Origin of the sequence: Allofranklinella schreckenbergeri, assembly GCF_003703475.1 — a bacterium.
GTDB classification, from domain to species: domain Bacteria; phylum Pseudomonadota; class Gammaproteobacteria; order Burkholderiales; family Burkholderiaceae_C; genus Lampropedia; species Lampropedia schreckenbergeri.
Genome location: NZ_RDQM01000002.1, coordinates 223,430 through 246,947 on the forward strand (window position 1 = coordinate 223,430; position 23,518 = coordinate 246,947).

Below are 23,518 nucleotides of genomic sequence, written 5' to 3' on the forward strand. Positions count from 1 at the left end.
AGAGACTCCTTTACATCAAAGCATGAAATTGATGCACTGATGCTAGAGAACATCGCGCCGCCTGGCAAGCAGGCCCTTTCGCCCACGCTGCATCGATCAAGCAACCGGATGGGCCTTTTGCCTTGCCAGCGCCGCCTTGATGAAGGCATTGAACAGCGGATGCCCCGCCCAGGGCGTACTTTTGAATTCGGGATGGAATTGCACGCCGATAAACCAGGGGTGCACGTTTTGCGGCAGCTCGACGATTTCGGTCAAGTGCTCGCGCTGCGTCAGCGCCGAAATCACCAGACCCGCTTCGCGCAGCTTGTCCAGGTATTTGGTGTTGGCCTCGTAGCGGTGGCGGTGGCGCTCGGTCACCACGTCGCCGTAGATCTGGTGCGCCAGCGTGCCGGGCTGCACGTCGGAGCTTTGCGCGCCCAGGCGCATGGTGCCGCCCAGATCGCTGCTGGCGTCGCGCTTTTGGATGCTGCCGTCCTGGTCTTCCCACTCGTCGATGAGGGCGATCACCGGCTCAGGCGTGTGCGGATCAAACTCGGTGCTATTGGCCTTGGTCAAGCCAGCCACATGGCGCGCGTATTCGATGGTGGCCACCTGCATGCCTAAGCAAATGCCCAGATAGGGCACCTGGTGCTCTCGCGCGTAGCGGGCGGTGGCAATCTTGCCTTCCACTCCGCGCGCGCCAAAGCCGCCGGGCACCAAAATGCCGTCGTAAGCGGCAAGCGATTGCACCGCCTGGGCATCGCCCTCAAACGTTTCGGAGTCGATGTGGCTGATTTCTACCTGCACGCCACTGGCCAGGCCCGCGTGGCGCAGCGCTTCGTTGACGGATTTGTAGCTGTCGGACAGCTCCACATACTTGCCCACCATGGCAATGCGCACCTGGCCTTGGGGATGCTCGGTTTTGTAAACCAGATCGTCCCAGCGGCGCAGATTGGCGGGCGGGGTGTTCAGGCGCAGCTTGTCGCAAATCATGCCGTCCAGCCCCTGCTCGTGCAGCAGGCGGGGGACTTTGTAAATGGAGTCCACATCGGGCATGGAGATCACGCCCCATTGCGGCACGTTGGTGAAAAGGGAGATTTTGTCCTTCTCGTCCTGCGGGATGGCGCGGTCGGCGCGGCACAGCAGCGCATCGGGCTGGATGCCGATTTCGCGCAGCTTTTGCACCGTGTGCTGGGTGGGCTTGGTTTTCAGCTCGCCAGCGGCGGCAATCCAGGGCAGATAGGTCAAATGCACGAAGGCGCTGTTGTTGGGGCCGAGCTTGAGCGCGAGCTGGCGCACGGCTTCCAGAAACGGCAGCGATTCGATATCGCCGACCGTGCCACCAATCTCGGCAATGGCCACGTCCACCGCATCGGGCGTGCCAATGCCTGCGCCGCGCTGGATGAATTCCTGGATCTCGTTGGTGATGTGGGGGATGACCTGCACCGTCTTGCCCAGGTAATCGCCCCGGCGCTCTTTTTCCAGCACGCTTTGGTAGATGCGGCCGGTGGTGAAGTTGTTGGCCTGCTTCATGCGCGTTTCGATGAAGCGCTCGTAATGGCCCAAATCCAGGTCGGTTTCGGCGCCATCGTCGGTCACAAACACCTCGCCGTGCTGAATGGGACTCATGGTGCCCGGATCGACGTTGATGTAGGGATCGAGCTTGATGAGGGTGACTTTGAGGCCGCGCGACTCAAGCAGCGCCGCCAACGAGGCGGCGGCGACGCCTTTGCCCAAAGAGGAAACGACGCCGCCGGTAACGAAGACAAATTTGGTCATGTCTCGAAGGGAGAAAGAGATGGCAGCCCAGGGGCCGCAAGCCCCGCCAGCCAAGCTGGCTGCACGCCCAAACGGGGGCGATCAGGGGCAAAAGGCGCGGCGCAAAGGAAAAGAAAGGGACAGGGCCGAATCGGCAATTCTACCTTTGCCCCCGCCCCCTGCACTTGGCCCCCTGGCGACTGCATTAACATCGCGCGCCGCATGGCAAAGCATTGCGTCCCAACCGCTGCGCCGTTGCACGCAAATGCCTTGCCAGACGCCTTTTCACATCTTTTCCCACAAGGTTATCCACAAGGCAATTCCTGTTGTGGCAGCGCTTTCACGGCCCATTGTGGATAAGCGCCTTCCATCCTTTCGCTTTTTTTCTTCCCGCCCATGCACCTGGTATCCGTGGCTGTGAATGCGCCTTTTCATAGTGGCGTAGGCCATTTGCTCAGCTACCTCAGCGCCCAGCCGTTGCCAGCGGGAACCCTGGTGCGCGTGCCCTTGGGGCAGCGGGAAGTGCTGGGCATTGTTTGGCCGCATGGGGAAAACCCGGATACACCAGAAAAAGATATCCACAAGCTCAAAGAAGTGGTCGCCGTGCTCGACGGGCAGCCGCCCCTGCCCGCCTCCTGGTGCGCACTGATCGCCTTTGCCGCCCGCTATTACCAGCGCAGCCTGGGCGAGATGGCCATCACCGCCCTGCCCACCGCCTTGCAAGAGCACAGCGCCGCGCAATGGCACAAACGCCTGCAAAAGCTGGAGCGGACCTTCAACCCGCCACCCCAGCCCGCACGCAAGCGCCGCAAGACGCCGCCTGAAACCACCGCCAACGCCCCCGCAGCGCAGCCCATAGCCCACCCCACAACTGCCCCGAGCAGCGGTGCGCCCCCGCTGAACGGCCCAGGCGCCAGCGCCCTCCCCGCTCTGGACAAACCCGCACTCACCCCCGCGCAAAGCAGCGTACTGGATCGCCTGTTGGCCGCCCCAGCGGGCGCCAGCCTGCTGCACGGCGTCACCGGCAGCGGCAAGACCGAGGTCTATCTGCAACTGGCCGAAGCCCTGCTGCGCGCCAACGCCCAGGCGCAACTGCTGTTCATGGTGCCCGAGATCAACCTGGCCCCGCAGTGGCAAGCCCTGCTGCAAGCGCGCTTTGGCCCCTGGCTGGGTGAAGACTGCGTGGCCGTCATGCACAGCGCTCTGGCCCCCGTGCAACGCCTGCACGACTGGCTGGCCGTGCACCAGGGGCGCAAACGCCTGGTGCTGGGCACGCGCATGGCCGTGCTGGCCAGCTTCGCGCACCTGGCCCTCATCGTCGTCGATGAGGAGCACGACGCCAGCTACAAACAACAAGACGGCGCGCGCTACCACGCGCGCGATCTGGCCGTCTGGCGCGGCCACCAGTTGGGCATCCCCGTCGTGCTCGGCTCGGCTACCCCGTCGATGGAAAGCTGGCACAACAGCCGCCCCACCCTGCCCGGCCAGGCCGGCGGGCGCTACCAGCGCCTGAGCATGCCCGAGCGCATCGGCGGCGGCGCCCTGGCCGCCCTGCGCGTAGTCGATATGCGCCAGCACCCGCGCGAGGCCGTGCTGGCCGAGCCGCTGCTGGCCGCCATGCGCGCGCGCATCGACGCGGGCGAGCAATGCATGGTCTTGCTCAACCGCCGTGGCTACGCCCCCGTGCTGCGCTGCGGCGCCTGCGGCTGGAAAAGCGATTGCCCCCATTGCTCGGCCCACCAGGTCGTGCACAAAAGCGAGCGCCAATTGCGCTGCCACCACTGCGGCTGGAGCACGCCCCTGCCGCGCCACTGCCCCCAATGCGGCAGTATCGACATCGCCCCCATCGGCCGCGGCACCGAGCAATTGCAAGAGCTGCTGGAACACACCCTGGGCAGCCTGGCCCTGACCGACGGGCGCATCCCGCAAATCCTGCGCATCGATGCCGACTCCACCCGCCACAAAGGGGCGTTGCAAAAGCAGCTCGCGCAAGTGCACCGGGGCGATATCGACATCCTCGTGGGCACGCAAATGATTGCCAAAGGGCACGACTTCCGTCGCATCGGGCTGGTGGCCGTCGTCCAGCCCGATGGCGCGCTGTACTCCAGCGACTTTCGCGCGCCTGAGCGGCTGTTTGCCCTGCTCATACAAGCCTCCGGCCGCGCCGGGCGCGATGCCCGCTACATGGCCGCTGGCGCCTCGCAACCCGAGCTGTGGCTGCAAACCTGGGAGCCTGGCCACCCCCTCTACGCCGCCCTGGCCCGGCAGGACTACCCCGGCTTTGCCGCCCTGCAACTGCAAGAGCGCGCCCAGGCGGGCATGCCCCCCTTCAGCCACCAGGCCCTGCTGCGCGCCGACGCCCGCAGCCAGGACGCCGCGCAAGACTTTTTGCGCCACATCGCCCGCCTGGCGCAAGCGGCGCGCCTGCCCGGCAGCGAGCACGTCACCGTCTATCCCCCCCTGCCCCTGCCCGTGCAGCGCGTGGCCAATGCCGAACGCGCCCAAATGCTGCTGGAGAGCGCCTCGCGCAAAGCCCTGCAAGCCTACCTGGCCGCCTTGCAGCCCCTGCTGCACCAGGCAAAAAAACAGGCCCCGAAGGGCCTGCTGCGTTGGCTGGTGGATGTGGATCCGCTCAGCATCTGATTTATAATTCAAAAAGAAAAAATAACACGCCTTTTCGGCATGGTAGGTTTTATTTCAATTTTCCTTTGATTAAAAAACTTCAATCCCGCTGGGCGGACTCGATGGTGTTGGCCAGCAGCATGGTGATGGTCATGGGGCCGACGCCGCCGGGCACGGGGGTGATCCAGGAGGCGACTTCCTTCACAGCCTCGAAGTCCACATCGCCGCAGAGCTTGCCTTCGGCGTTGCGGTTCATGCCCACGTCGATGACGACGGCGCCGGGTTTGACCATATCGGCGGTGATGAGCTTTTCGCGGCCCACGGCGGCCACCAGCACATCGGCCTGGCGCGTCATAGCGGCCAAATCGGGCGTGGCGCTGTGGCAGATGGTGACGGTGGCGCTGCGCGCCAGCAGCATCATGGCCATGGGCTTGCCGACGATGTTGCTGCGGCCGACAACAACGGCGTGCTTGCCCCGCAGTTCGTAGCCGATGTCATCGAGCATCTTCAGGCAGCCGTGCGGCGTGCAGGGCCAAAAGCCCCCGGCCAGGCCCGTCATCAGCGCGCCGGCGCTGCTGATGTGAAAGCCGTCCACATCCTTGGCGGGGGAGATGGCCTCGATCACCGCATCGGCGTCGATATGTTCTGGCAGGGGCAGTTGCACCAGGATGCCGTGGATGGCCGGGTCGTTGTTGAGCGCGGCTATGCGCGCCAGCAGCTCGGCCTGAGTGATGCTGGCGGGGTGTTGTTCCAGCACGGAGTGGATGCCGGTTTCCTCGCACGCCTTGATTTTGTTGCGCACGTACACCTGCGAGGCGGGGTTCTCCCCCACGAGGATGACGGCCAGCCCGGGCCGTTTGCCTGCGGCGGTAAGGGTTTGTACCTGTTGGGCAAAGGCCGAGCGCAGTTTGCGCGAGAGGGCAAGGCCGTCGATGATCTGGGCGGTCATGGTGGTGTGAAGGGCTATGGGGTTGAAGGGAAGATGAAAGCGCGACGGCCGCATGTGCGGCCGCTGGAGCAAGGGGCGAGCGCTGCCAAACGCTCAAATGGCTTTGCCCGTTGCGGAGGTGGCGGGCTGGCCGACGCCGTTGCCGCCGAGCACGACTTTGAGCAAATCGGCCACCGTGTTGGCGCTGAGCTTTTCCATGATGTTGGCGCGGTGGGCTTCGACGGTTTTGATGCTGATGCCCAGGTCGTCGGCAATTTGCTTGTTCAGGCGCCCGGCCACGATGCGCTCGAGCACTTGCGATTCGCGCGCGGTGAGCTTGGCCAGCAAGGCTTCGCGCGTGGCCGCTTGCTGCTGATCGGCAAAGCTGGCGCGGGCCTGCTCGAGCATGCGGGTGACCAGCGAGGTGATGGCCTGCTCGTCAAAGGGTTTCTGGATGAAGTCCACCGCGCCTTGCTTCATGGTTTGCACGGCCAAGGGCACGTCGCCGTGACCGGTGATGATGGCGATGGGCAAGGCGGGGTTGGCGCTGGCCAGTTGGGCTTGCAGATCCAGACCGGACATGCCGCCCATGCGGATGTCGCTGATCAGGCAGGCCACTTCGCGGCTGTCGTACTGGTTCAAGAAGGCTTCTGCGCTTTCAAAGCAGCGCACGTGAAAGTTGCGCCCTTCCAGCAGCCATTGCAGCGAATCGCGAATGGCCTCGTCATCGTCAACGATGTAAACGGTGCCTTTTTTGTTGTTGCTCATACAAAGGTTTGGGTGGGGAATGGGGATCAGCCCAGGATCGGCAATGGGGGGGTATGCGATTCGGGGTCATCGGCGCTGCCGTGCGGCGATGCGGGCAGCCAGAATGAGAATTCACAGCCGCTGACCTGGCCCTGGGCGGGGTCGCCATTGTAGAGGTTGCGCACTTGGAGCTGTCCGTGGTGCGTTTCGATGATGCTGCGGCACAGGTTCAGACCGATGCCCATGCCGTCGCGTTTGGTGGAGTAAAAGGCGTCAAAGAGCTGGCCCAGCGTTTCTTCTGGCAGGCCAGGGCCTTGGTCGGTGATGACGAAGCGCACGCCCCGGCCCTGGCCGTTTTCGCTTTCATGGTGCAGCAGGCGCAAATCAATGCCACGCTGATGGGGTGGTTTTTGCGCGCCATCGACGGCTTCGGCGGCGTTTTTCAGCAAGTTGATCAGCACTTGTTCAATGAGGATGGCATCGACTTCCAGCATAGGCAAATTCGGCTCCATATACACGCTCAGGCGGGTATTGCGCTTGCGGATTTCGATGTTGGCCAGCTCCACCGCTTCGGAGACCAAGCGGTGCGGTGAGCAGATTTCGCTGACCGATTCGCTGCGTTTGACGAAGGAGCGGATGCGCTGAATCACCTGCCCGGCGCGGATGGCCTGGTGGGCGGTTTTCTCCAGCGGCGTCAGCAGACCTTCGCGGTCGATGGTGCCGGCCTTGATGCGCGAGATCATGCCGTTGGTGTAGTTGGTGATGGCCGCCAGCGGCTGGTTGAGCTCGTGCGCGACGCTGGAGGCCATTTCGCCCATCGTCATCAGGCGGCTGACGGTTTCCATCTTGGCCACCTGGCGCGCGGCTTGCTCCTCGGCCTGTTTGCGCTTGGTGATGTCGGTGGCGATGAGCATTTGCGCCAGGCGGCCATCGACCCAGTCCAGATAGCGCGAGCGCACTTCCAGCCATTTGTCCAGCGCCTGGACGTACATCTCGGCGCGCTCGCTGTTGGCGCTGGTGATGCTTTCCGATGGCAGGCCCATGAGGGCGTCCTCCTCCTCGATGGCATCGCCTGTTTGCATGATGCTGGCGCCAGCGAGCATGTGCATGTGGCCCTGGCTGTCGGAGCCAAACCATTGGCGGTACATGCGGTTGGCAAACAGCAGCTCGTGGCTGCCCAGCGGGGCGACGGAGATGGAGGCGTCCAGCGCCTCCAGCACCCGCGTGAAGCGGTCGTGCGCGGCGCTGAGTTGCTGGCGGATGCGGTTGGGTTCGGTGATATCGGTGATGGTCGAAAGCCAGCCGGTTTGCGCACCATGCTCATCGCGCAGCGGCACCAGATGAATGCGCGCATCGAAGGTGGAGCCGTTGCGCCGCCGCATGCGCAGTTGCAGGCCGTTGGGGTAATGGCGCCCGGCCAGCTCGGCGCGAAAGCGCTCCATGAGCACATCCTTGTCTTTCGGCGGCCAATAGGGAAAGGGCGCGCGCATGCCCACCATTTCTTCCTGATTCCAGCCCACCATGCGGCTGAAGGCGGCGTTGGTGTAGGTGGTGGTGCCCTCCATGTCGAGCACGCGGATGCCCGTGGTCAGCGCGTTTTCGATGGCCAGGCGGAAGTTCGATTCCTCATGCAGCTTGCGCTGGGCCTGCAAGCGATAACGGCTTAAGCGCCAATTGAGCAGCAAAGTGACGATGGTGGTCAGGCCCAGCAGCATCATCAAAACGAACAGCGCGTTGCCGATGAGGTTTTCATCGCTGCGGTAGAGCGTGGCCTGCAAGCGCATGTGCTCGCCCAGCGGCGCCACGGGCAGGGTGACGTGCGCCAGTTGGCTGCCCAGCGCGTCGTGGCGGGAGACGGCCTCCATGCCCGCAATGCGCTGCCCGCGCGCATCGACCAGCGCCACCGCCATGTCCTGCACGCTGCCCTGGCTGAGCAAAGCGCCCAGCAGCAGTTGCGGCGAATACTCCGCCACCACCGAGCCGAGGTAGATCTCGCGCGCATACATCGGCGTGTGCAGGCGCAGCACCGCGCTTTGCCCGGCGGGCTTGGCGGCGCCGGCATCGCCAGGGCTTGGCTCGGTCAGCGTCAATTCCCAATGGCTTTGGCGGCGGGCGCTTTCCTGCTGCCCTTGCTGAGCCGCGCCGGGCAAGCGACCGCGCAGCAGGGCCGAGTGCAGGCTGGTGATTTCGCGGTGCTGGGTATCCATCAGGCGCAGCGCATACAGCGAAGCATCGCGGGCGATGAGGGTGCGCGCGCCGGAGTCGAAGTCGTGTTTGTCGGTGTGCCCTTCCAGGCCGTTGACCAGGTGCTGGATATCCTCTTGCTTGCTCAGCAGCAGCTCGCTCAGGCGCAAGGCCAGAAACTGGCTGCGCTGCTCCAGCGCCTGCGCTTCGCGGGCTTTTTCTTCCATGCGGAGAAACAGATACGCGCCCAGCATCACGATCGTGAACAGCACCACCGTCAGCAGCGGAAACAGATAGCCCCACACGGCCTGGCTGTGCGCGCTCAAGCGCTGCCACTGCGCCGACAGCGCGGCAAACCCGCTGCGCAAAAGGCTGCGGCGGGCATCGGGTGGTGGCAAGGGAGTGGGCGGCAAAGACATGGCAGAGATGGGCAAGCCTGGCGAAAGCAAAAGGGGCCAAAGCAAAAGGGCTGGCGTCTGGCAAGCAACGCAGCCCTTTTATTTTTTACAAATCAAATAGAAATATGAAAATCCGATTTCGGCAGCACTGTCAATGAATTTTAATTTCAAAAAATCACTTTGATTTGCAATTCATTCAATAGCGCTTGTACAGCAGCGAAACACACAGCGCCGCCGCAATGCCCACGAACATCAAAAACGACCAGTTGGCAATGCTCATGCCCAAAAAACTCCAGTCAATGGCCGTGCAATCGCCCGAGCCGCGAAACAGCATCGGGATGGCTTTGCTGATGGGGTAGTTCTCCACAATGCCGTAGAAATCGCGCCCGCAACTGGCGATTTCCGGCGGATACCACTGCATCCAGCTTTGGCGCGCGGCCACGAATGCGCCAAAGCCGCTGAGCGCCAGGATCACCACCGTCCAAAGCGCTTGCCACCAGCGCGCGCGCCAGGCGCAACCCAACGCGGCGGCAACGCCAACCAGCACAAACGCATAGCGCTGCACCACGCACATCGGGCACGGATCCAGCCCCACGCTGTGCTGCAAATACAGGCCAAAGCCCAACAAACCCGCGCACGCCAGGGCGATCAGCCCCATCAAGCGGCGCGGCGATGCAAAGAGAAAATCCCACAGCGGTTTCAAACCCAATCCTTTCCAAATCCTGCCCATGCAAGCGGCCTGGCCGCACAAAAAACGGGCCATGCATGCCCGCATACAGGCCCATCCAAGCGCCGCTATTGTGTGCTGGTTTACCCGTAAGTTCCGGGCAAGTTCAGAAAGGCACACCAATATCCAACCAAAGGCAAAAAAATCACCTTATTTTGTCAACATAGTAGTCAAATTGATTTTCCTTTGATTGATAAAAAAAGAAATGCTCCGCCCATCTAACTGAGCAGGCTGGTAGGATCGCCAGCCTTTTGTCTTGCCTTTTGTCTTGCCTTTTGCCCCGCGACGACGCCACGCCCATGCCCTCCCCCCACGCCCTGCCCCCTCCCCTGGCCCATGCATCTGCGGCCGATTGGGCCGCTTTTGCCGCCTGTGCGCTGGAACGTCTGCGCGCCCAGGCGCCGCTGGTGCAATCCATCACCAACCGCGTTGCCGCCCAGTTCACTGCCAACATCCTGCTGGCCCTGGGCGCAGCGCCTGCGATGGTGGATACCCCGGGCGAGGCGGGCCTTTTTGCGCGCATGGCCTCGGCCCTGTCCATCAACCTGGGCACACCCGTGCCCGCGCAGGCCGATGCGGTGCTGGAGGCCGCCCACGCCGCGCAGGCCGCAAGCAAGCCCTGGGTGCTCGATCCCGTCGCCATCGGCGCCCTGCCCCTGCGCACAGCCCTGGCGGCGCAATTGCTGGCCCTGCGCCCGCCCATCATCCGCGGCAATGCGTCGGAAATCCTGGCGCTGGCAGGCCACAGCGGCGGCGGCCGCGGCGTGGACGCCACCGACAGCGTGGCCCAGGCGCGCCAGGCCGCCATTGCGCTGGCTGAGCAAACGCAAGGCGTGGTGGCAGTCTCCGGCCCGGTGGACTTTCTCACCGACGGGCGCAACCAGCTCCACCTGGCCAACGGCACGCCGCTGCTCACCCGCATCACCGGCGGCGGCTGCGCCCTGGGCGCCGTGATGGCCGCGTTTGCCGCCCTTGCGCCCTTGTACGCCCCGCACGCCGCAGCGCAAACGCAGCCACAGCCGCCCAGCCCGCTGCTGGCGCTGACGGCCGCGGCGGTGCTGGTCTATACCATCGCCGCCGAACAAACGGCCGCCCACGCGCCCGGGCCCGGCAGCTTTGCGGTGCAATTGATCGACCAACTGGCCTGGATCGACGCAGCCAGCGTGCGCGAGCGCGCCCGCATCGAAGTGCAGCGCTGAGCGCTCGTGCCAACGCCCAGCCAACGCCCAAGTGGCCCCACCGCCGCTGCCCGGCGGCCGCAAAGGCTTGCGTTACGATATGTTTCTCTGCGACCTAGCAAGCCGCCGTTGGCGGGCTTGATTCATTTCTTCAGAAAAAACCACGACCTATCCCGCCTCGCTGGCTTGTTGCAAGCTGGCAAGGCGCCCCGCTTATGGAACCCCCTAGTCCCCACTGCCGCACTTTCGCGCATCCGCGCCGACTACCCACCTTGGCACGCCCGCCGCACCCCGTCGCTGCACCCTTGAGGCAAGGAGGCCTGGCATGGAAGCGTTGATTCTTGTGGGCCTGATCGTGCTCAACGGCATTTTTGCCATGTCCGAGATTGCGCTGGTGACGGCACGCCGCGCGCGCTTGCAGGCCAAGGCCGATGAAGGCGACAAGGGCGCGGCCGTGGCGCTGGAGCTGGGCGAGGACCCCACGCGCTTTCTCTCCACCATCCAGATCGGCATCACCTCCATCGGCCTGCTCAACGGCATCGTGGGCGAGGCCGTGCTGGCCGCGCCGCTGGCCGCGTGGCTGACCGCGCTGGGCATGCCCGCCACCTCGGCCAGCGTGACCGCCACCATCGTCGTCGTCATTGGCGTGACCTACGTCTCCATCGTCGTGGGCGAACTCGTGCCCAAGCGCCTGGGGCAAATCTCGCCCGAACCCGTGGCCCGCCTGGTGGCGCGGCCTATCCAGTGGCTGGCCGCGCTCACGCGCCCTTTCGTGTGGCTGCTGACCTTCTCCACCAACGCCTTGCTCAAAATCGCTGGCGCGCGCCAGGCGGGTGACGACGGCGTCACCGCCGAGGAAATCCGCGCCATGCTGGCCGAAGGCTCGCAAACGGGCGTCATCCACCAAAACGAGCACGACATCGTGCGCAACGTCTTCCGCCTGGATGACCGCGAAGTCGGCTCGCTCATGACGCCGCGCACCGACATCGTTTACGTCGATCTGCAAGACAGCGACGAGGCCAACCTGCAACGCATGATTGCCTCCGGCCACACCCGCTTTCCCGTGTGCAGCGGCGGGCTAAGCCACATCCTGGGCTACATCCACGCCAAGCAGGTGCTGGCGCGCATCAGCCAGGGCGAGGGGCCGGACTTCGCGCGCGAGCTGCACACCAGCCTGTACGTACCCGAAACCCTCACCGGCATGGCCTTGTTGGCGCAATTTCGCGCCAACAGCCTGCAAATGGCCTTTGTGGTGGACGAATACGGCGAAACCCAAGGCATGGTGACCCTGCAAGACGTCACCGAAGCCCTCACCGGCGAATTCACCACCCGCAATGCCGATGACGCCTGGGCGCGCCAACTGGACGAAACCACCTGGTCGCTCTACGGCACCATCCCCACCGTTGAACTCAAAGACCGGCTGGGCCTGGCCAGCGTGCCGGAAGAAGAACGCGGCCTCTACCACACCCTCAGCGGCATGTTCATGCTGCTGCTCGAGCGCATCCCGCAAGTGGGCGACCAATTCGACTGGCAAGGCTGGCGCTTCGTCGTCGAGGAAATGGAGGGCAAGATGGTCGAGCGCGTCATCGCCACGCGCCTGCCCGATGCCCCCCCGCCTGGCGCGCCAGAATCCCAAACGCCGTAAGCAGCTTGCAAGCGGGTTTGCGAGCGGGCGCGAAAGAAAGCGCCCGCACAAGGTAAAAAAACTCCCACTAGAATCGCGCCCGCTCTCGTTAAAGGTGAAAGCCTATTAGCCCAGCGCCCGGCGCGCTGGCAGAGACAACGCAGACGCGCAATCTTCCCCCACCAACGCCAAAGAGAGGAACGCCATGAGCTACACCCTTCCCGCCCTGCCCTACGCCTACGACGCCCTGGAGCCGCACATCGATGCGCAAACGATGGAAATCCATCACACCAAGCACCATCAAACCTACATCAACAACCTGATTACGGCCGTCAAAGGCACGGAATTTGATGGCAAAAGCGCCGAAGAACTGATTGTTGACCTGAACAAGCTGCCCGAAGGCATCCGCACCGCCGTGCGCAACAACGGCGGCGGCCACGCCAACCACAGCCTGTTCTGGACCGTCATGGCCCCCGCAGGCCAAGGCGGCGGCGGGCAACCCGGCGGCGAGCTGGCAGCCGCCATCGAGCGCGACCTGGGCGGCTTTGACGCCTTCAAGGAAGCCTTCACCAAAGCCGCCCTCACCCGCTTTGGCAGCGGCTGGGCCTGGCTCTCCAGCGACAAAAACGGCAAGCTGCTGGTGGAAAGCAGCGCCAACCAGGATAGCCCCTTGATGAGCGGCATCGGCTCGGGCAACACCCCCGTGCTGGGCCTGGACGTGTGGGAGCACGCCTACTACCTGAAATACCAAAACCGTCGCCCCGACTACATCGCCGCCTTCTTCAACGTGGTGAACTGGGCAGAAGTGGAGCGCCGTTACCAGCAAGCCAAGGGCTGATACCCGGCGGCCCGCGCCCGCCAGCAGGTAACAAAACCGCTACCCCGCTGAGTGCGCCGCACCCCCGAACCGCAGCCGCCCGCAAGGGCGCTGCGGTTTTTTCATGCGGCATGGGCGCATAGGGCACGACGAGCAAATTACATATCAAGAAAAATCAAACCAATACCATCATGCCAAAAAATGGCATTTTTATTTCTTTTTGATTTGTATTATTGGGCTTCCTGAATCAAGGCGGCGAGGACTTTGCGGCCTTCGCCCGCAAGCACATTGAAGGTGCGGCAGGCGGCGATGGTGTCCATCGCCTCCAGACCCAATTGCTGTTGCAAAAAAGGGCGCAGCCAGGCAGCTGGGGGAAAGCGCGTGCGCTGGCCGCTGCCCAGCAGCACGACTTGCGCGCCATGCTCGGCTGCCAGCGCTGCCAGGTGCTGCAAGTGCGCGGCTTGCAGCGCCTCGAAAGCGGGGCAGTCCCACGCTTGCTGCAGGCCTTCGCTGCCCAAAATCACGCTGCCTTCCATGCGCACGGGGCCGGGCAATTGCACCCAGCCGGGGCCGTAAGCGGTGATGGAGGTGGCCTGGGGAGCATCGGCTTGGAGTTTCATAAGGTTTCAATCGCGAAGGAAGGGAAAAAAGGCGCGCAAGTGTAGAGCGTGTCATGCACTTTTCGCCGCCTTCGCCAGCGCCAGGGCGCGCGGTGCGCTGGCGTTTGTCCTTGTGATCTGTGGTCAAATTACGGGTTTTCCCTTTTGACTACTCTTTTTTGCCCCATCGCTGTCTCGCCATGAAAACCATCCATAAATCGGCCAAATTGGCCAACGTGCTTTACGACATCCGCGGCCCCATCGTGGACGAGGCGCGCCGCATGGAGGATGAGGGCCAGAAAATCATCAAGCTCAACATCGGCAACCTGGCCGCGTTCGGCTTTGATGCGCCCGAAGAAGTGCAGCAGGACATGATCCGCAACCTGCCCAACTCGGCCGGTTATTCGGACAGCAAAGGCATTTTTGCCGCGCGCAAGGCGGTGATGCACGAGACGCAGCGCCAGGGCATCGCGGGCGTGACGTTGAATGACATTTACCTGGGCAACGGCGCCAGCGAGCTGATTGCCATGGCCACCAACGCGCTGCTCGATGATGGCGACGAGCTGCTGCTGCCCGCGCCCGATTACCCGCTGTGGACGGCGGTGACCAACCTCTCCGGCGGCACGCCCGTGCATTACATCTGCGACGAGAGCAACAACTGGGAGCCCGATCTGGACGACATCCGCAGCAAGATCACCCCGCGCACCAAGGGCATCGTCGTCATCAACCCCAACAACCCCACGGGCGTGATTTATTCGCTGCCAACGCTGCTGGGCATTGTCGAGATTGCGCGCGAGCATGGCCTGGTGCTGCTGGCCGACGAGGTGTACGACAAGGTGCTCTACGACGGCAACACCCACACCGCGCTGGCCAGCCTGGCGCCCGATGTGCTGACGCTGACGTTCAACTCCCTCTCCAAAAGCTACCGCTCTTGCGGCTACCGCGCCGGCTGGATGATTGTTTCGGGCGACAAGAACTGCGCGCGCGACTACATCGAAGGGCTGGACATGCTGGCCAACATGAAGCTGTGCTCCAACGTGCCCGGCCAGTGGGCCATCCAGACGGCGCTGGGCGGCTACCAAAGCATTCACGAACTCACCGGCGAAGGCGGGCGCTTGCGCCGCCAGCGCGATCTGGCCTACGAGATGATCAACGCCATCCCCGGCGTGAGCTGCGTCAAGCCCCAGGCCACGCTGTACATGTTCCCCAAGCTGGATCTGGACGTGTACCCCGTGGCCGATGACCGGCTGTTCTTCCTGGAACTGCTGCGCGAAACGCGCGTGATGCTGGTGCAGGGCACGGGCTTCAACTGGCCCAAGCCCGATCACTTCCGCATCGTCTTTTTGCCGCACGAGCCCGATTTGCGCGAAGCCATCGAGCGCATTGCACGCTTTTTGCGCACCGTGCGCGAGCGCCGCGCAGGCGCCATCAGCCCCGTGAGCCACATCGGCAAAAAAGCCGCGGCCTGAACCCCCTTTGGCTTTTCCGGCTTTCTGGGCTTTTCCGGCTTTTTCTCTCACCCCCCTACACCCAAGACCTTTCCCATGACACCCATCCGCGTTGGCCTTTTGGGCATCGGCACCGTTGGCGCCGGCACATTCACCGTACTCAAGCGCAACCAGGAGGAAATCCGCCGCCGCGCTGGCCGCGAGATCGCCATCACCGTCGTAGCCGATCTGGACACGGCGCGCGCGCGCAGCATCGTCGGCGACGGGGTGGAAGTCGTCGGCGATGCCGCCCAGGTCGTGGCGCGCGACGATGTGGATGTGGTGATCGAGCTCATCGGCGGTTACGGCATTGCCAAAACCCTGGTGCTGGCCGCCATTGAGGCGGGCAAGCACGTTGTTACCGCCAACAAGGCCCTGCTGGCCGTGCATGGCGAGGAAATCTTCGCCGCCGCCGCGCGCAAGGGCGTGATCGTCGCCTACGAAGCCGCCGTGGCCGGGGGCATCCCCATCATCAAGGCGCTGCGCGAAGGGCTGGTGGCCAACCGCATCAACTGGGTGGCCGGCATCGTCAACGGCACGACCAACTTCATCCTCTCCGAAATGCGCGACAAGGGGCTGGACTTTGCCACCGTGCTCAAGGAGGCCCAGCGGCTGGGCTATGCCGAGGCCGACCCGACCTTCGACATCCAGGGCATCGATGCCGCCCACAAAACCACGCTGATGTGCGCCATCGCCTTCGGCGTGCCGGTGCAGTTCGATAAAGCCCACGTCGAAGGCATCACCAAGCTGGAGAAAACCGACATCCAGTACGCCGAGCAACTGGGCTACCGCATCAAGCTGCTGGGCGTGACCCGCCGCACGGACAAAGGCATCGAGCTGCGCGTACACCCCGCGCTGGTGCCCACGCGCCGCCTGCTCGCCAGTGTGGAAGGGGCGATGAACGCCGTCGTCGTCAACGGCGATGCGCTGGGCACCACGCTGTACTACGGCCAAGGCGCAGGCTCCGAGCCCACCGCCAGCGCGGTGATCGCCGATCTGGTGGATATCGCCCGCCTCTACGGCGCCGATCCCAGCCATTACACGCCCGTGCTGGGCTTTCAGTCCGCCAGCTTGGCCGCCGCGCAGGGCAGCCTGCCGGTGCTGCCGATTGAGGAGGTCGTCACCAGCTACTACTTGCGCGCGCGCGTGCTCGATGAGCCGGGCGTGCTGGCGCGCATCACCACCATCCTCTCCGAGCACGGCATCAGCATCGACGCCATGCTCCAGCGCGAATCGGACGATTTGCTGGGCGAAGGCGCGGATCAGACCGACCTCATCATCCTCACCCACCGCACGCGCGAGGGCACGATGAACGAGGCGCTGGAGAAAATCCAGGGCTTGCCCACGGTGCTGGGCTCGGTGGTGCGCCTGCGCAAGGAGGAGCTGAATTAAGCGCCCCTTGGCCCACGGCGAGAAAGCCCCAAACAACAAAAGCCTGCGCGGTGCATGCCGCGCAGGCTTTTGTTTTCCAATTTGCAGATCAAAGGAATGAAAACCACCCTGTTTCGGCAACAGAGGTGGAAAGCGTTATTTTCTTTGATATGGAATAGGCGCCTTTTTCATTTCCACTTCAAAGGAATAAAAACCACCCCATTTCGGCATGATGGGCGATATGTGTCTTTTCCTTTGATTGGCATGGCAGACGCTGGCAGCCAAAAGAAAGCGCCCTGGCCCGGGCAGGCCAGAGCGCTGGTGACGCCGTGCATTTGGAGCAGGCTTTCGGGCCTGCCCCAAGTCTTCAAGACACAACACGCACCCAACCGCGCGTGTCGGCAATCTTGCCGCGTTGCAAGGCGGTGAGTTCTTCGCGCAGCGCGTTGGTGACGGGGCCACTCTCGCCCTGGCCGATCTGGAAGGAGCCGCCCTCGAACTTCACCTCGCCGATGGAGGCCACCACGGCGGCCGTGCCGCAGGCAAAGACTTCCTTGACCTTGCCGCTGGCCACATCGGCGCGCCATTCGTCGAAGGAGTATTTGCGCTCCTCCACCGTCAGGCCCTTGCTGCGGGCCAGCTCGATGAGCGAGGCGCGCGTGATGCCCGGCAAGATGGTGCCCAGCGGCGTGGTCAGCAGGTTGCCATCGTCCTTGACGAAAAAGATGTTCATGCCGCCCAGCTCCTCGATCCATTGGTGCTCGGCGGCATCGAGAAAGACCACTTGCTCGCAGCCGTTTTCATAAGCCTGGGCCTGCGCCACCAGGCTGGCGGCGTAGTTGCCGCCGCACTTGGCCGCGCCGGTGCCGCCTTCGGCGGCGCGGGTGTACTCGCGCGAAACCCAGACCTTGACGGGCTTGGGGCCGCTTTTGAAGTAGTCCCCCACGGGCGAGGCGATGACGCAGAAAGTGAAGTGGTGCGCCGGGCGCACGCCCAGGAAAGGCTCGTCGGCAAACATGAAGGGGCGCAGGTACAAGCTGCCGTTGCCGCCGGGAATCCAGTCGCGGTCGGTGCGCACCAGCGCTTGCACGGCCTCCACGAACACGTCCTCGGGCAGCGTGGGCATGGCCATGCGCTGGGCGGAGGCGTTAAAGCGCTTGGCGTTTTGGTCGGGGCGGAACAAGGTGATGGCACCGCCCTCGCCACGGTAGGCCTTCATGCCCTCGAAAACTTCCTGCGCGTAATGCAGCACGGCGGCGGCGGGGTCGATCCGGAACGGCTCGCGCTTGCGCACCTGGGCGTTGTGCCAGCCCTGGCCCTCAGTCCACTCGATGGTGACCATGTGGTCGGTAAAGGCGGTGCCAAAACCCCCTTTGTCCAAAATGGCTTGGCGCTCGGCGGCGGAGGTGGGGGTGTCGGTCGGGTGGATGGACAAGGGCATGGGCATGTTCGTTCCTGTGTGGTTATCAGGGCCTGTCATCAAAATTTGCGGGCGTTTTGATGACAGGCCCCCGGGTTGTTGGGCATGCCGCGCGGCCAGGCCAGGCCCCCGGGCGGCAAGCCGCAAATGATAGCGACTGCCCGGGCATGGGCAGGGCAAGCCAAGGCGCTGGCGAGCGGGCTTTTCTTGCTACAGTCGCGCCTTTGCCGCGCACGGCGCCCCGGTGGGGGCAGCGTGCGCACACCGCCCCCATCGCCCCGCGCGATCCCCGCCGATCGCGCGAGCGCATGCCACCCAACGGCCAGTTTCTGGCCGTTTTTTCAGGAGTTCACGATATGGCCCGCATGGTTCAATGCATCAAGCTCGGCACGGAGGCCGAAGGCTTGGATTTCCCCCCTTATCCCGGCGAGCTGGGCAAGCGCATTTTCGAGAACGTCAGCAAAAAAGCCTGGGGCGATTGGATTCGCCACCAAACCATGCTGGTCAACGAGAACCGCCTGAACCTGGCCGATGCCCGCGCCCGCCAGTACCTGGCGCGCCAGATGGAGCAGCATTTCTTCGGCGATGGTGCGGATGTCGCCCAAGGTTACGTACCGCCCACGGCGTAAACGCCAACGCCGCACACGCCATGAAGCCAGGCGATGCAGCGCCCCGGCCAGACGCCCCAGCCGCCCCCGATCTGACCTGGCTGGACGATGGCAGCCCTTACTCCCCCCGTTTTGATGAGCGCTACCACAGCCACCACGACGGTGGCCTGGCGCAGGCGCGGGGCAGCTTTTTGCACGGCTGCGACCTGCCAGCGGCCTGGGCGCAACGCCCGCAATGGCGGGTGCTTGAAACGGGCTTTGGCCTGGGACTGAACTTTCTGGCCACCTGGCAAGCCTGGCGCGACGACCCGCAGCGCTGCGCGCGCTTGCATTTCATCTCTACCGAGGCCTATCCCGTCAGCGCCCAGGCCCTGCTGGAAGCGGCCCGCCAGCGCTACCCGGAGCTGGAGCCGCTGGCGCAGCAACTGGCCGCCCAATACACCGATATGCACACGGGCGTGCACCGCCTGAGCTTTGACGACAACCGCGTGCACCTCACCCTGGCCATTGGCGACGCCCGCGACAGCCTGCGGCAGGAAAGCTGGCAGGCCGATAGCGTGTTCCTCGATGGCTTCAGCCCCAGCCGCAACCCGCAGATGTGGAGTGTGGACATGTTCAAAGCCCTGGCGCGCTGCTGCGTGGCCGGGCATACGCGGCTAGCCAGTTGGTGCGTGGCGCGCAGCGTGCAGGACGCGCTGCGGCAATGCGGCTTTGAAGTGGAGCGCGTGCCGGGCACGCCGCCGAAAAAACACAATCTGCGCGCGCGCTATGCGCCTGCCTGGCAACCCAGTCAGCGGCGCGCTGGCGCCGCTGGTGCGCTTGGCTCCATCGCCCCTTTGCCCGAGGCCTTGCGCCAGCAGCCACAGCGCCATTGCGTCGTCATCGGCGCGGGCATCGCCGGGGCCAGCGTGGCGCGGGCCATGGCCGAGCGGGGGTGGAGCGTCACCGTGCTGGAGCAAGCCAGCGGCCCTGCACAAGGCGCTTCGGCCCTGCCCGTGGGCTTGTTCGCCCCGCACATTTCGTCCGACGACGCACCGCTATCCAGGCTGACACGCGCGGGCGTGCGCTGCATGCAACGCACCGCCGCCCGCCTGTTGCAACAGGGGGTGGATTGGCAGCCCTCCGGCGTGCTGGAGCACCGTATTGGCAAGCGCAGCGGTTTGCCGCCTGCGCCCGCTGCTGCGCCTGCATGTGCTGCGATGGTGTCGGAACAAGCCAGCCACCGGCCAGAAGAAGCCACCGCGCTCGATCCCGCTTCGCCCACGCCCCGCATTCCCAGCACCGCCACGCGGCTGGCAACGCAAGCCGAGCGCCTGCATTCGGGCATAGATGCAGCGGCGGCTGCCGCCAGCGCGCATCCGGTCTTGATGCACACCCAGGCTGGCTGGCTGCGCCCGGCGGCGCTGGTCCAGGCGCTGCTGGCGCATCCGCGCATTCGCCTGCGCACGGACTGCCGCGTCAGCACCATTGCGGCGCTGGAGCCAGCGCACCCGCAAGCGCAGAGCGCGGACAAGGGCACTGCCAGCACGCCCCACGGCGAGCATGAAAGCATGGTGCGCTGGCAGGTGCTGGGCCATGCCGCCGAACCGGACGCGACGCCATCCCCCGCAACAGGGACAACGGCCGCAGCGCCCAGCGCCCCGCCACAGCCGCTGGCCCAAGCCGATTGCCTTGTCCTGGCAGGCGGCTACGGCAGCCTGGCGCTGGCGCGCTCGGTGCAGGCAGAAGCCGCGCAGCCGCCTCAAACATCCCAAACGCCGCAAGCCCCCCAACCTCTGGCGCACGCCGAGCTGCCTGAACGCCTTGCCCCCCCGCTGAACGCCGTGCGCGGGCAGGTGGCCTGGGGGCTGATCCCCCCTTCCAGTTCGCCAGAAAGATCGCCGCCAGAAGGGTCGCAGCCCGATTGGCCCGCCTGGCCGGTCAATGGCAAAGGCAGCCTGATCGCCATCCCCGCGCCATCGGGCCAAGGGCGCTTGTGGCTGAGCGGCGGCACGTTCGAGCGTGAAGACCCGCTGCAAGCGCCCACGCCGCAAGCCCAGGCCGATGCCTTGCGGCACAACCGCGAGCGCATCGCGGCTTTGCTGCCAGCGGCCGGGCCTGCGCTGGCGGCACGCTTGTTTGACGGCGGTGCGCCCGTGCAGCGTTGGGGCGCTGTGCGCTGCACCGTGCCCGATCGCTTCCCGGCGTACGGCCCTTGGCTGCCCCAAGCGCGCGCGGGCAACGCGCTGCTGGCCACGGGCCTGGGTTCGCGGGGCCTGACGCTGGCGTGCTTGTGCGCGGAAATCCTCGCCGCCAGCCTGCATGCAGAGCCGCTGCCCGTGGCACGCCATCTGGCCGCATCGCTGTTTGCAGGCCGCTTTGCGGCGGCAAGGGCCGATCACCCATAAAATTTAAATCAAAAGGAAATAAAAATGCCATTTTTAGGCAAATTGGCAATCAAATAAATTTTCCTTTGAAATATAAAATTGGAGCATGGCATGCGATGGGACATTTTTTGCCAGGTGATCGACAACTACGGCGATGCGGGCGTGTGCTGGCGGCTGGCGCGCGAGCTGAGCGCGCGCGGGCACAGCGTGCGCCTGTGGATCGACGATCCCGCCCCCCTGCACTGGCTTGGCGGCCTGCCCGCCACGGGACCGGCCGTCACCCAACCGTCCTCCCCCCCAAGCCCCATCCAGCACCAGGGTTTGACCATCCTGCCCTGGCGCCCCGGCCATGCCCAGCCCATCGCCCCGGCGCTGCTGCCCCAGGCCCGGCCTGATGCACTGCCGGGCACACTGCCCAATCCACTGCCCGATGTACTGATCGAAGCCTTTGGCTGCGACATCCCCCAACCCTACCTCCAGGCGCTGGCCCGGCAATGCCGCCCTGCGGGCGCGTCGCCCTGGCCCGTTTGGCTGAATCTGGAATACCTCAGCGCCGAGGACTACGTGCAGCGCATGCACCGCCTGCCCTCGCCTGTCATGCACGGCGCGGCGCAAGGGCGTAGCAAAACCTTTTTCTACCCCGGCTTCACCGCGCAAACGGGCGGCCTGCTGCGCGAGCAAGACCTGGCCGATCGGCAAGCGCGCTTTGACCGGGCCGCATGGCGCCGCCAATGGCTGCCTGCCGTGCCGCCCTCGCCTGCGCAGACCTTGTGGATCAGCCTGTTCGCCTACGAGCCGGCCTGCCTGCGCGATTGGCTGCACCAATGGGCTTTCCCGGCCTCGACTGCGGCCCATCCTCCCCCGGTGGTGCACCTGCTGGCCGCCGCAGGCCGCTCGCAAACCTATTTGCGCCAATGCTGGGCGCAGTTGGGCTGGCCCGAGCCGCACGCCAGCGCTCCCTGGCAGCAGGGGCAATTGCATGTGCACTGGCTGGATTTCATGTCCCAGCCCGCCTACGACGAGCTGCTGTGGGCCTGCGATCTCAACATCGTGCGCGGCGAAGACTCGCTGGTGCGCGCGCTCTGGGCGGGCAAGCCGTTGCTCTGGCACATCTACCCGCAAGACGACAACGCCCACCACGCCAAGCTCGACGCCTTTCTGCACTGGCTGCAAGCCCCGCCCGACTGGCGGCGCGCCATGCACACCCTCAATGGCATGAGCCAAGCCCCCCACGTCAGCCCTGCCCCCGCCAGCCCTGCCGCGCTCAGCCCCTGGCAAACCTGCGTGAGCGCCGCACGCTCCTCCCTGCTGGCACAAGACGATCTGGCCACCCAACTGCTGCATTTTGTGCAACGCAGCCAGGGGGCTTGAACGCTGCACACAAGCCACGCACAGCGGCTTTTGTGGTCGTTTTCGCCTGGATGCAGAGCCATAATCGGCCCTTGTCCTTTTTCTTGTATTTGGGAGCCACCCTTGTTTTCCATCATCCAAGCCGCTGGCTGGCCCATCTGGCCGCTGATTTTTTGCTCCGTCATCGCCCTGGCCATCGTGGCCGAGCGTTTTTACAGCCTCAAGCGCGCCGCCATCGTTCCGCAAGGCCTGCTGAAAGAGGCGAAAACCGCCTCCTCCAAATACATCCCCCCTGCCGACGTGATCGACAAGCTGGAGCAAAACTCCGCCCTGGGCGAGCTGCTGGCGGCGGGCTTGCGCGCCCTCCAGGCCAACCCGCAAGCCAGTGAGGAAGACCTGCGCCACGCCATCCAGAACCGTGGCCGCCTGGTGGCCAACCGGCTGAACAAATTCCTGCAACCGCTGGCCACCATCGCCACCGCCGCGCCGCTGCTGGGCCTGCTGGGCACCGTGGTGGGGATGATCGCCATCTTCGCCTCGCAAGGCTCGATCGACGTCGGCGTAGTCACGGGCGATCCGGGCCAGCTCGCGCACGGCATTTCCGTGGCCCTTTACAACACCGCCTTCGGGTTAATCGTGGCGATTCCGGCGCTGATTTTCTGGCGCTACTTCCGCAGCCGCGTCGATAGCTACATCCTGGAGCTGGAAGTGGCCAGCGAAGATTTCGTCAAGCACTTGCGGGGTTTGCAGCCATGAATTTCCGCGGTTCGCGCTTTCAGGACGGCACGGGCGATCCGGAGATCAACCTGATCCCCTTCATCGACATCCTGCTGGTGATCCTGATTTTTCTCATGCTCACCACCACCTACAGCCGCTACAACGAATTGCAGTTGAACCTGCCCCTGGCCAACGCCGAGCCGATGCGCGACAAGCCGCAAGAGATCGTCGTCTCGCTGGATACGGGCGGCAACTACGCAGTCGATGGCGCAGTCGTCGGCCCCGCCAGCCCCGCGCAGCTCACCAGCCTCTTGCAACAAGCCGCGCGCGCCAAGCCGCAAGCCATCGTCGTCATCAGCGCCGATGGCCTGGCCTCGCACCAATCGGTGGTTTCCATCATGGAAGCCGCACGCAACGCCGGCCTGGCCCGCGTGACATTCGCCACCCAGGCCACACCAGGGCATTGAACGCCCCACCACCGGGCAGCGCCCGCGCGCCCCTCCCCTGAAGCCTAGAGCGTGTTATGAACTTTGAGCCAACCGAATCAACGGCATGGCATTGGGCAGCATGAGAATGGCAAAGACCACGAAGTGCAATCCCCCCAGTACGTCTGGCAATCGCTCGTAATCACGAGACAA

Annotated in this window: 18 protein-coding genes and 1 pseudogene; 11 read left to right on the plus strand and 8 right to left on the minus strand. The window is 64.6% G+C overall.

Annotation, left to right across the window (positions count from 1 at the left end; translation table 11 throughout):
• Window positions 1–96: 96 nt before the first annotated feature.
• Entirely contained in the window at window positions 97–1,758 is a 1,662-nt protein-coding gene (locus EBQ26_RS02555) for a CTP synthase (protein ID WP_122237455.1), read from the minus strand.
• A 375-nt stretch (window positions 1,759–2,133) separates the two neighbouring features.
• Between EBQ26_RS02555 and EBQ26_RS02560 the strand changes: the two genes are divergently transcribed.
• Complete coding sequence (locus EBQ26_RS02560) at window positions 2,134–4,380, plus strand: primosomal protein N' (RefSeq protein ID WP_122237456.1); 2,247 nt, start codon at window positions 2,134–2,136, stop codon at window positions 4,378–4,380.
• Window positions 4,381–4,459: 79 nt separating this feature from the next.
• Here the strand turns inward: EBQ26_RS02560 and folD are convergent, their stop codons facing one another.
• From folD to EBQ26_RS02580, 4 genes are all read right to left on the minus strand, one after another.
• Complete coding sequence (gene folD, locus EBQ26_RS02565; RefSeq protein WP_122237457.1) at window positions 4,460–5,308, minus strand: bifunctional methylenetetrahydrofolate dehydrogenase/methenyltetrahydrofolate cyclohydrolase FolD; 849 nt, start codon at window positions 5,306–5,308, stop codon at window positions 4,460–4,462.
• Between the two features lie 93 nt (window positions 5,309–5,401).
• Window positions 5,402–6,055: a response regulator transcription factor gene (locus EBQ26_RS02570; protein WP_122237458.1), complete on the minus strand. Its 654-nt coding sequence runs from the start codon at window positions 6,053–6,055 to the stop codon at window positions 5,402–5,404.
• A 26-nt stretch (window positions 6,056–6,081) separates the two neighbouring features.
• Window positions 6,082–8,637, minus strand: coding sequence for a PAS domain-containing sensor histidine kinase (locus EBQ26_RS02575; RefSeq protein ID WP_122237459.1), 2,556 nt, complete (start codon window positions 8,635–8,637; stop codon window positions 6,082–6,084).
• A 175-nt stretch (window positions 8,638–8,812) separates the two neighbouring features.
• Window positions 8,813–9,274: a disulfide bond formation protein B gene (locus tag EBQ26_RS02580; protein WP_238944093.1), complete on the minus strand. Its 462-nt coding sequence runs from the start codon at window positions 9,272–9,274 to the stop codon at window positions 8,813–8,815.
• A 368-nt stretch (window positions 9,275–9,642) separates the two neighbouring features.
• Here EBQ26_RS02580 and thiM point away from each other — a divergent pair, with 368 nt between their 5' ends.
• The 3 genes from thiM to EBQ26_RS02595 all read left to right on the plus strand — a co-directional run bounded on the left by thiM (window position 9,643) and on the right by EBQ26_RS02595 (window position 12,983).
• Window positions 9,643–10,542, plus strand: coding sequence for a hydroxyethylthiazole kinase (gene thiM / locus EBQ26_RS02585; protein WP_122237500.1), 900 nt, complete (start codon window positions 9,643–9,645; stop codon window positions 10,540–10,542).
• Between the two features lie 304 nt (window positions 10,543–10,846).
• Entirely contained in the window at window positions 10,847–12,166 is a 1,320-nt protein-coding gene (locus tag EBQ26_RS02590) for a hemolysin family protein (protein ID WP_122237461.1), read from the plus strand.
• 184 nt (window positions 12,167–12,350) lie between these two features.
• Window positions 12,351–12,983 (plus strand): superoxide dismutase, encoded by a 633-nt coding sequence (locus EBQ26_RS02595; RefSeq protein ID WP_122237462.1) that lies wholly within the window; start codon window positions 12,351–12,353, stop codon window positions 12,981–12,983.
• A 209-nt stretch (window positions 12,984–13,192) separates the two neighbouring features.
• Here EBQ26_RS02595 and EBQ26_RS02600 read toward each other — a convergent pair whose 3' ends face one another.
• Window positions 13,193–13,582, minus strand: a complete 390-nt coding sequence (locus EBQ26_RS02600; protein ID WP_122237463.1) for an Mth938-like domain-containing protein — start codon at window positions 13,580–13,582, stop codon at window positions 13,193–13,195.
• A gap of 179 nt (window positions 13,583–13,761) precedes the next feature.
• Here EBQ26_RS02600 and EBQ26_RS02605 point away from each other — a divergent pair, with 179 nt between their 5' ends.
• The gene (locus EBQ26_RS02605; protein WP_122237464.1) at window positions 13,762–15,030 is read left to right on the plus strand and encodes a pyridoxal phosphate-dependent aminotransferase; all 1,269 of its coding nucleotides are present in this window, start codon (window positions 13,762–13,764) and stop codon (window positions 15,028–15,030) included.
• Between the two features lie 75 nt (window positions 15,031–15,105).
• Window positions 15,106–16,440 carry a homoserine dehydrogenase gene (locus EBQ26_RS02610; RefSeq protein WP_122237465.1) on the plus strand — a complete coding sequence of 445 codons (1,335 nt, stop codon included), beginning with the start codon at window positions 15,106–15,108 and terminating at the stop codon, window positions 16,438–16,440.
• Between the two features lie 346 nt (window positions 16,441–16,786).
• Here EBQ26_RS02610 and EBQ26_RS02615 read toward each other — a convergent pair whose 3' ends face one another.
• The gene (locus EBQ26_RS02615; protein WP_390614160.1) at window positions 16,787–17,860 is read right to left on the minus strand and encodes a branched-chain amino acid aminotransferase; all 1,074 of its coding nucleotides are present in this window, start codon (window positions 17,858–17,860) and stop codon (window positions 16,787–16,789) included.
• A gap of 335 nt (window positions 17,861–18,195) precedes the next feature.
• Here EBQ26_RS02615 and EBQ26_RS02620 point away from each other — a divergent pair, with 335 nt between their 5' ends.
• The 5 genes from EBQ26_RS02620 to EBQ26_RS02640 all read left to right on the plus strand — a co-directional run bounded on the left by EBQ26_RS02620 (window position 18,196) and on the right by EBQ26_RS02640 (window position 23,347).
• Window positions 18,196–18,468: an oxidative damage protection protein gene (locus tag EBQ26_RS02620; RefSeq protein ID WP_122237501.1), complete on the plus strand. Its 273-nt coding sequence runs from the start codon at window positions 18,196–18,198 to the stop codon at window positions 18,466–18,468.
• Between the two features lie 20 nt (window positions 18,469–18,488).
• Window positions 18,489–20,834 (plus strand): tRNA (5-methylaminomethyl-2-thiouridine)(34)-methyltransferase MnmD, encoded by a 2,346-nt coding sequence (gene mnmD, locus EBQ26_RS02625; protein ID WP_122237467.1) that lies wholly within the window; start codon window positions 18,489–18,491, stop codon window positions 20,832–20,834.
• A gap of 90 nt (window positions 20,835–20,924) precedes the next feature.
• The gene (gene earP, locus EBQ26_RS02630) at window positions 20,925–22,184 is read left to right on the plus strand and encodes an elongation factor P maturation arginine rhamnosyltransferase EarP (protein ID WP_122237468.1); all 1,260 of its coding nucleotides are present in this window, start codon (window positions 20,925–20,927) and stop codon (window positions 22,182–22,184) included.
• Between the two features lie 102 nt (window positions 22,185–22,286).
• The gene (locus EBQ26_RS02635; RefSeq protein ID WP_122237469.1) at window positions 22,287–22,919 is read left to right on the plus strand and encodes a MotA/TolQ/ExbB proton channel family protein; all 633 of its coding nucleotides are present in this window, start codon (window positions 22,287–22,289) and stop codon (window positions 22,917–22,919) included.
• Entirely contained in the window at window positions 22,916–23,347 is a 432-nt protein-coding gene (locus EBQ26_RS02640) for an ExbD/TolR family protein (protein ID WP_122237470.1), read from the plus strand. Before EBQ26_RS02635 ends, EBQ26_RS02640 begins: the two co-directional genes overlap by 4 nt.
• Window positions 23,348–23,401: 54 nt before the next feature.
• Here EBQ26_RS02640 and EBQ26_RS02645 read toward each other — a convergent pair.
• Window positions 23,402–23,518 (minus strand): annotated as a pseudogene (locus tag EBQ26_RS02645) (IS5/IS1182 family transposase); the annotation flags it as partial.

Coding starts and splice junctions, on each gene's coding strand:
- EBQ26_RS02555 (WP_122237455.1), bottom strand. CDS start 1,758: ATGACCAAATTTGTCTTCGTTACCGGCGGCGTCGTTTCCTCTTTGGGC.
- EBQ26_RS02560 (WP_122237456.1), top strand. CDS start 2,134: ATGCACCTGGTATCCGTGGCTGTGAATGCGCCTTTTCATAGTGGCGTA.
- folD (WP_122237457.1), bottom strand. CDS start 5,308: ATGACCGCCCAGATCATCGACGGCCTTGCCCTCTCGCGCAAACTGCGC.
- EBQ26_RS02570 (WP_122237458.1), bottom strand. CDS start 6,055: ATGAGCAACAACAAAAAAGGCACCGTTTACATCGTTGACGATGACGAG.
- EBQ26_RS02575 (WP_122237459.1), bottom strand. CDS start 8,637: ATGTCTTTGCCGCCCACTCCCTTGCCACCACCCGATGCCCGCCGCAGC.
- EBQ26_RS02580 (WP_238944093.1), bottom strand. CDS start 9,274: ATGGGGCTGATCGCCCTGGCGTGCGCGGGTTTGTTGGGCTTTGGCCTG.
- thiM (WP_122237500.1), top strand. CDS start 9,643: ATGCCCTCCCCCCACGCCCTGCCCCCTCCCCTGGCCCATGCATCTGCG.
- EBQ26_RS02590 (WP_122237461.1), top strand. CDS start 10,847: ATGGAAGCGTTGATTCTTGTGGGCCTGATCGTGCTCAACGGCATTTTT.
- EBQ26_RS02595 (WP_122237462.1), top strand. CDS start 12,351: ATGAGCTACACCCTTCCCGCCCTGCCCTACGCCTACGACGCCCTGGAG.
- EBQ26_RS02600 (WP_122237463.1), bottom strand. CDS start 13,582: ATGAAACTCCAAGCCGATGCTCCCCAGGCCACCTCCATCACCGCTTAC.
- EBQ26_RS02605 (WP_122237464.1), top strand. CDS start 13,762: ATGAAAACCATCCATAAATCGGCCAAATTGGCCAACGTGCTTTACGAC.
- EBQ26_RS02610 (WP_122237465.1), top strand. CDS start 15,106: ATGACACCCATCCGCGTTGGCCTTTTGGGCATCGGCACCGTTGGCGCC.
- EBQ26_RS02615 (WP_390614160.1), bottom strand. CDS start 17,860: ATGCCCTTGTCCATCCACCCGACCGACACCCCCACCTCCGCCGCCGAG.
- EBQ26_RS02620 (WP_122237501.1), top strand. CDS start 18,196: ATGGCCCGCATGGTTCAATGCATCAAGCTCGGCACGGAGGCCGAAGGC.
- mnmD (WP_122237467.1), top strand. CDS start 18,489: ATGAAGCCAGGCGATGCAGCGCCCCGGCCAGACGCCCCAGCCGCCCCC.
- earP (WP_122237468.1), top strand. CDS start 20,925: ATGCGATGGGACATTTTTTGCCAGGTGATCGACAACTACGGCGATGCG.
- EBQ26_RS02640 (WP_122237470.1), top strand. CDS start 22,916: ATGAATTTCCGCGGTTCGCGCTTTCAGGACGGCACGGGCGATCCGGAG.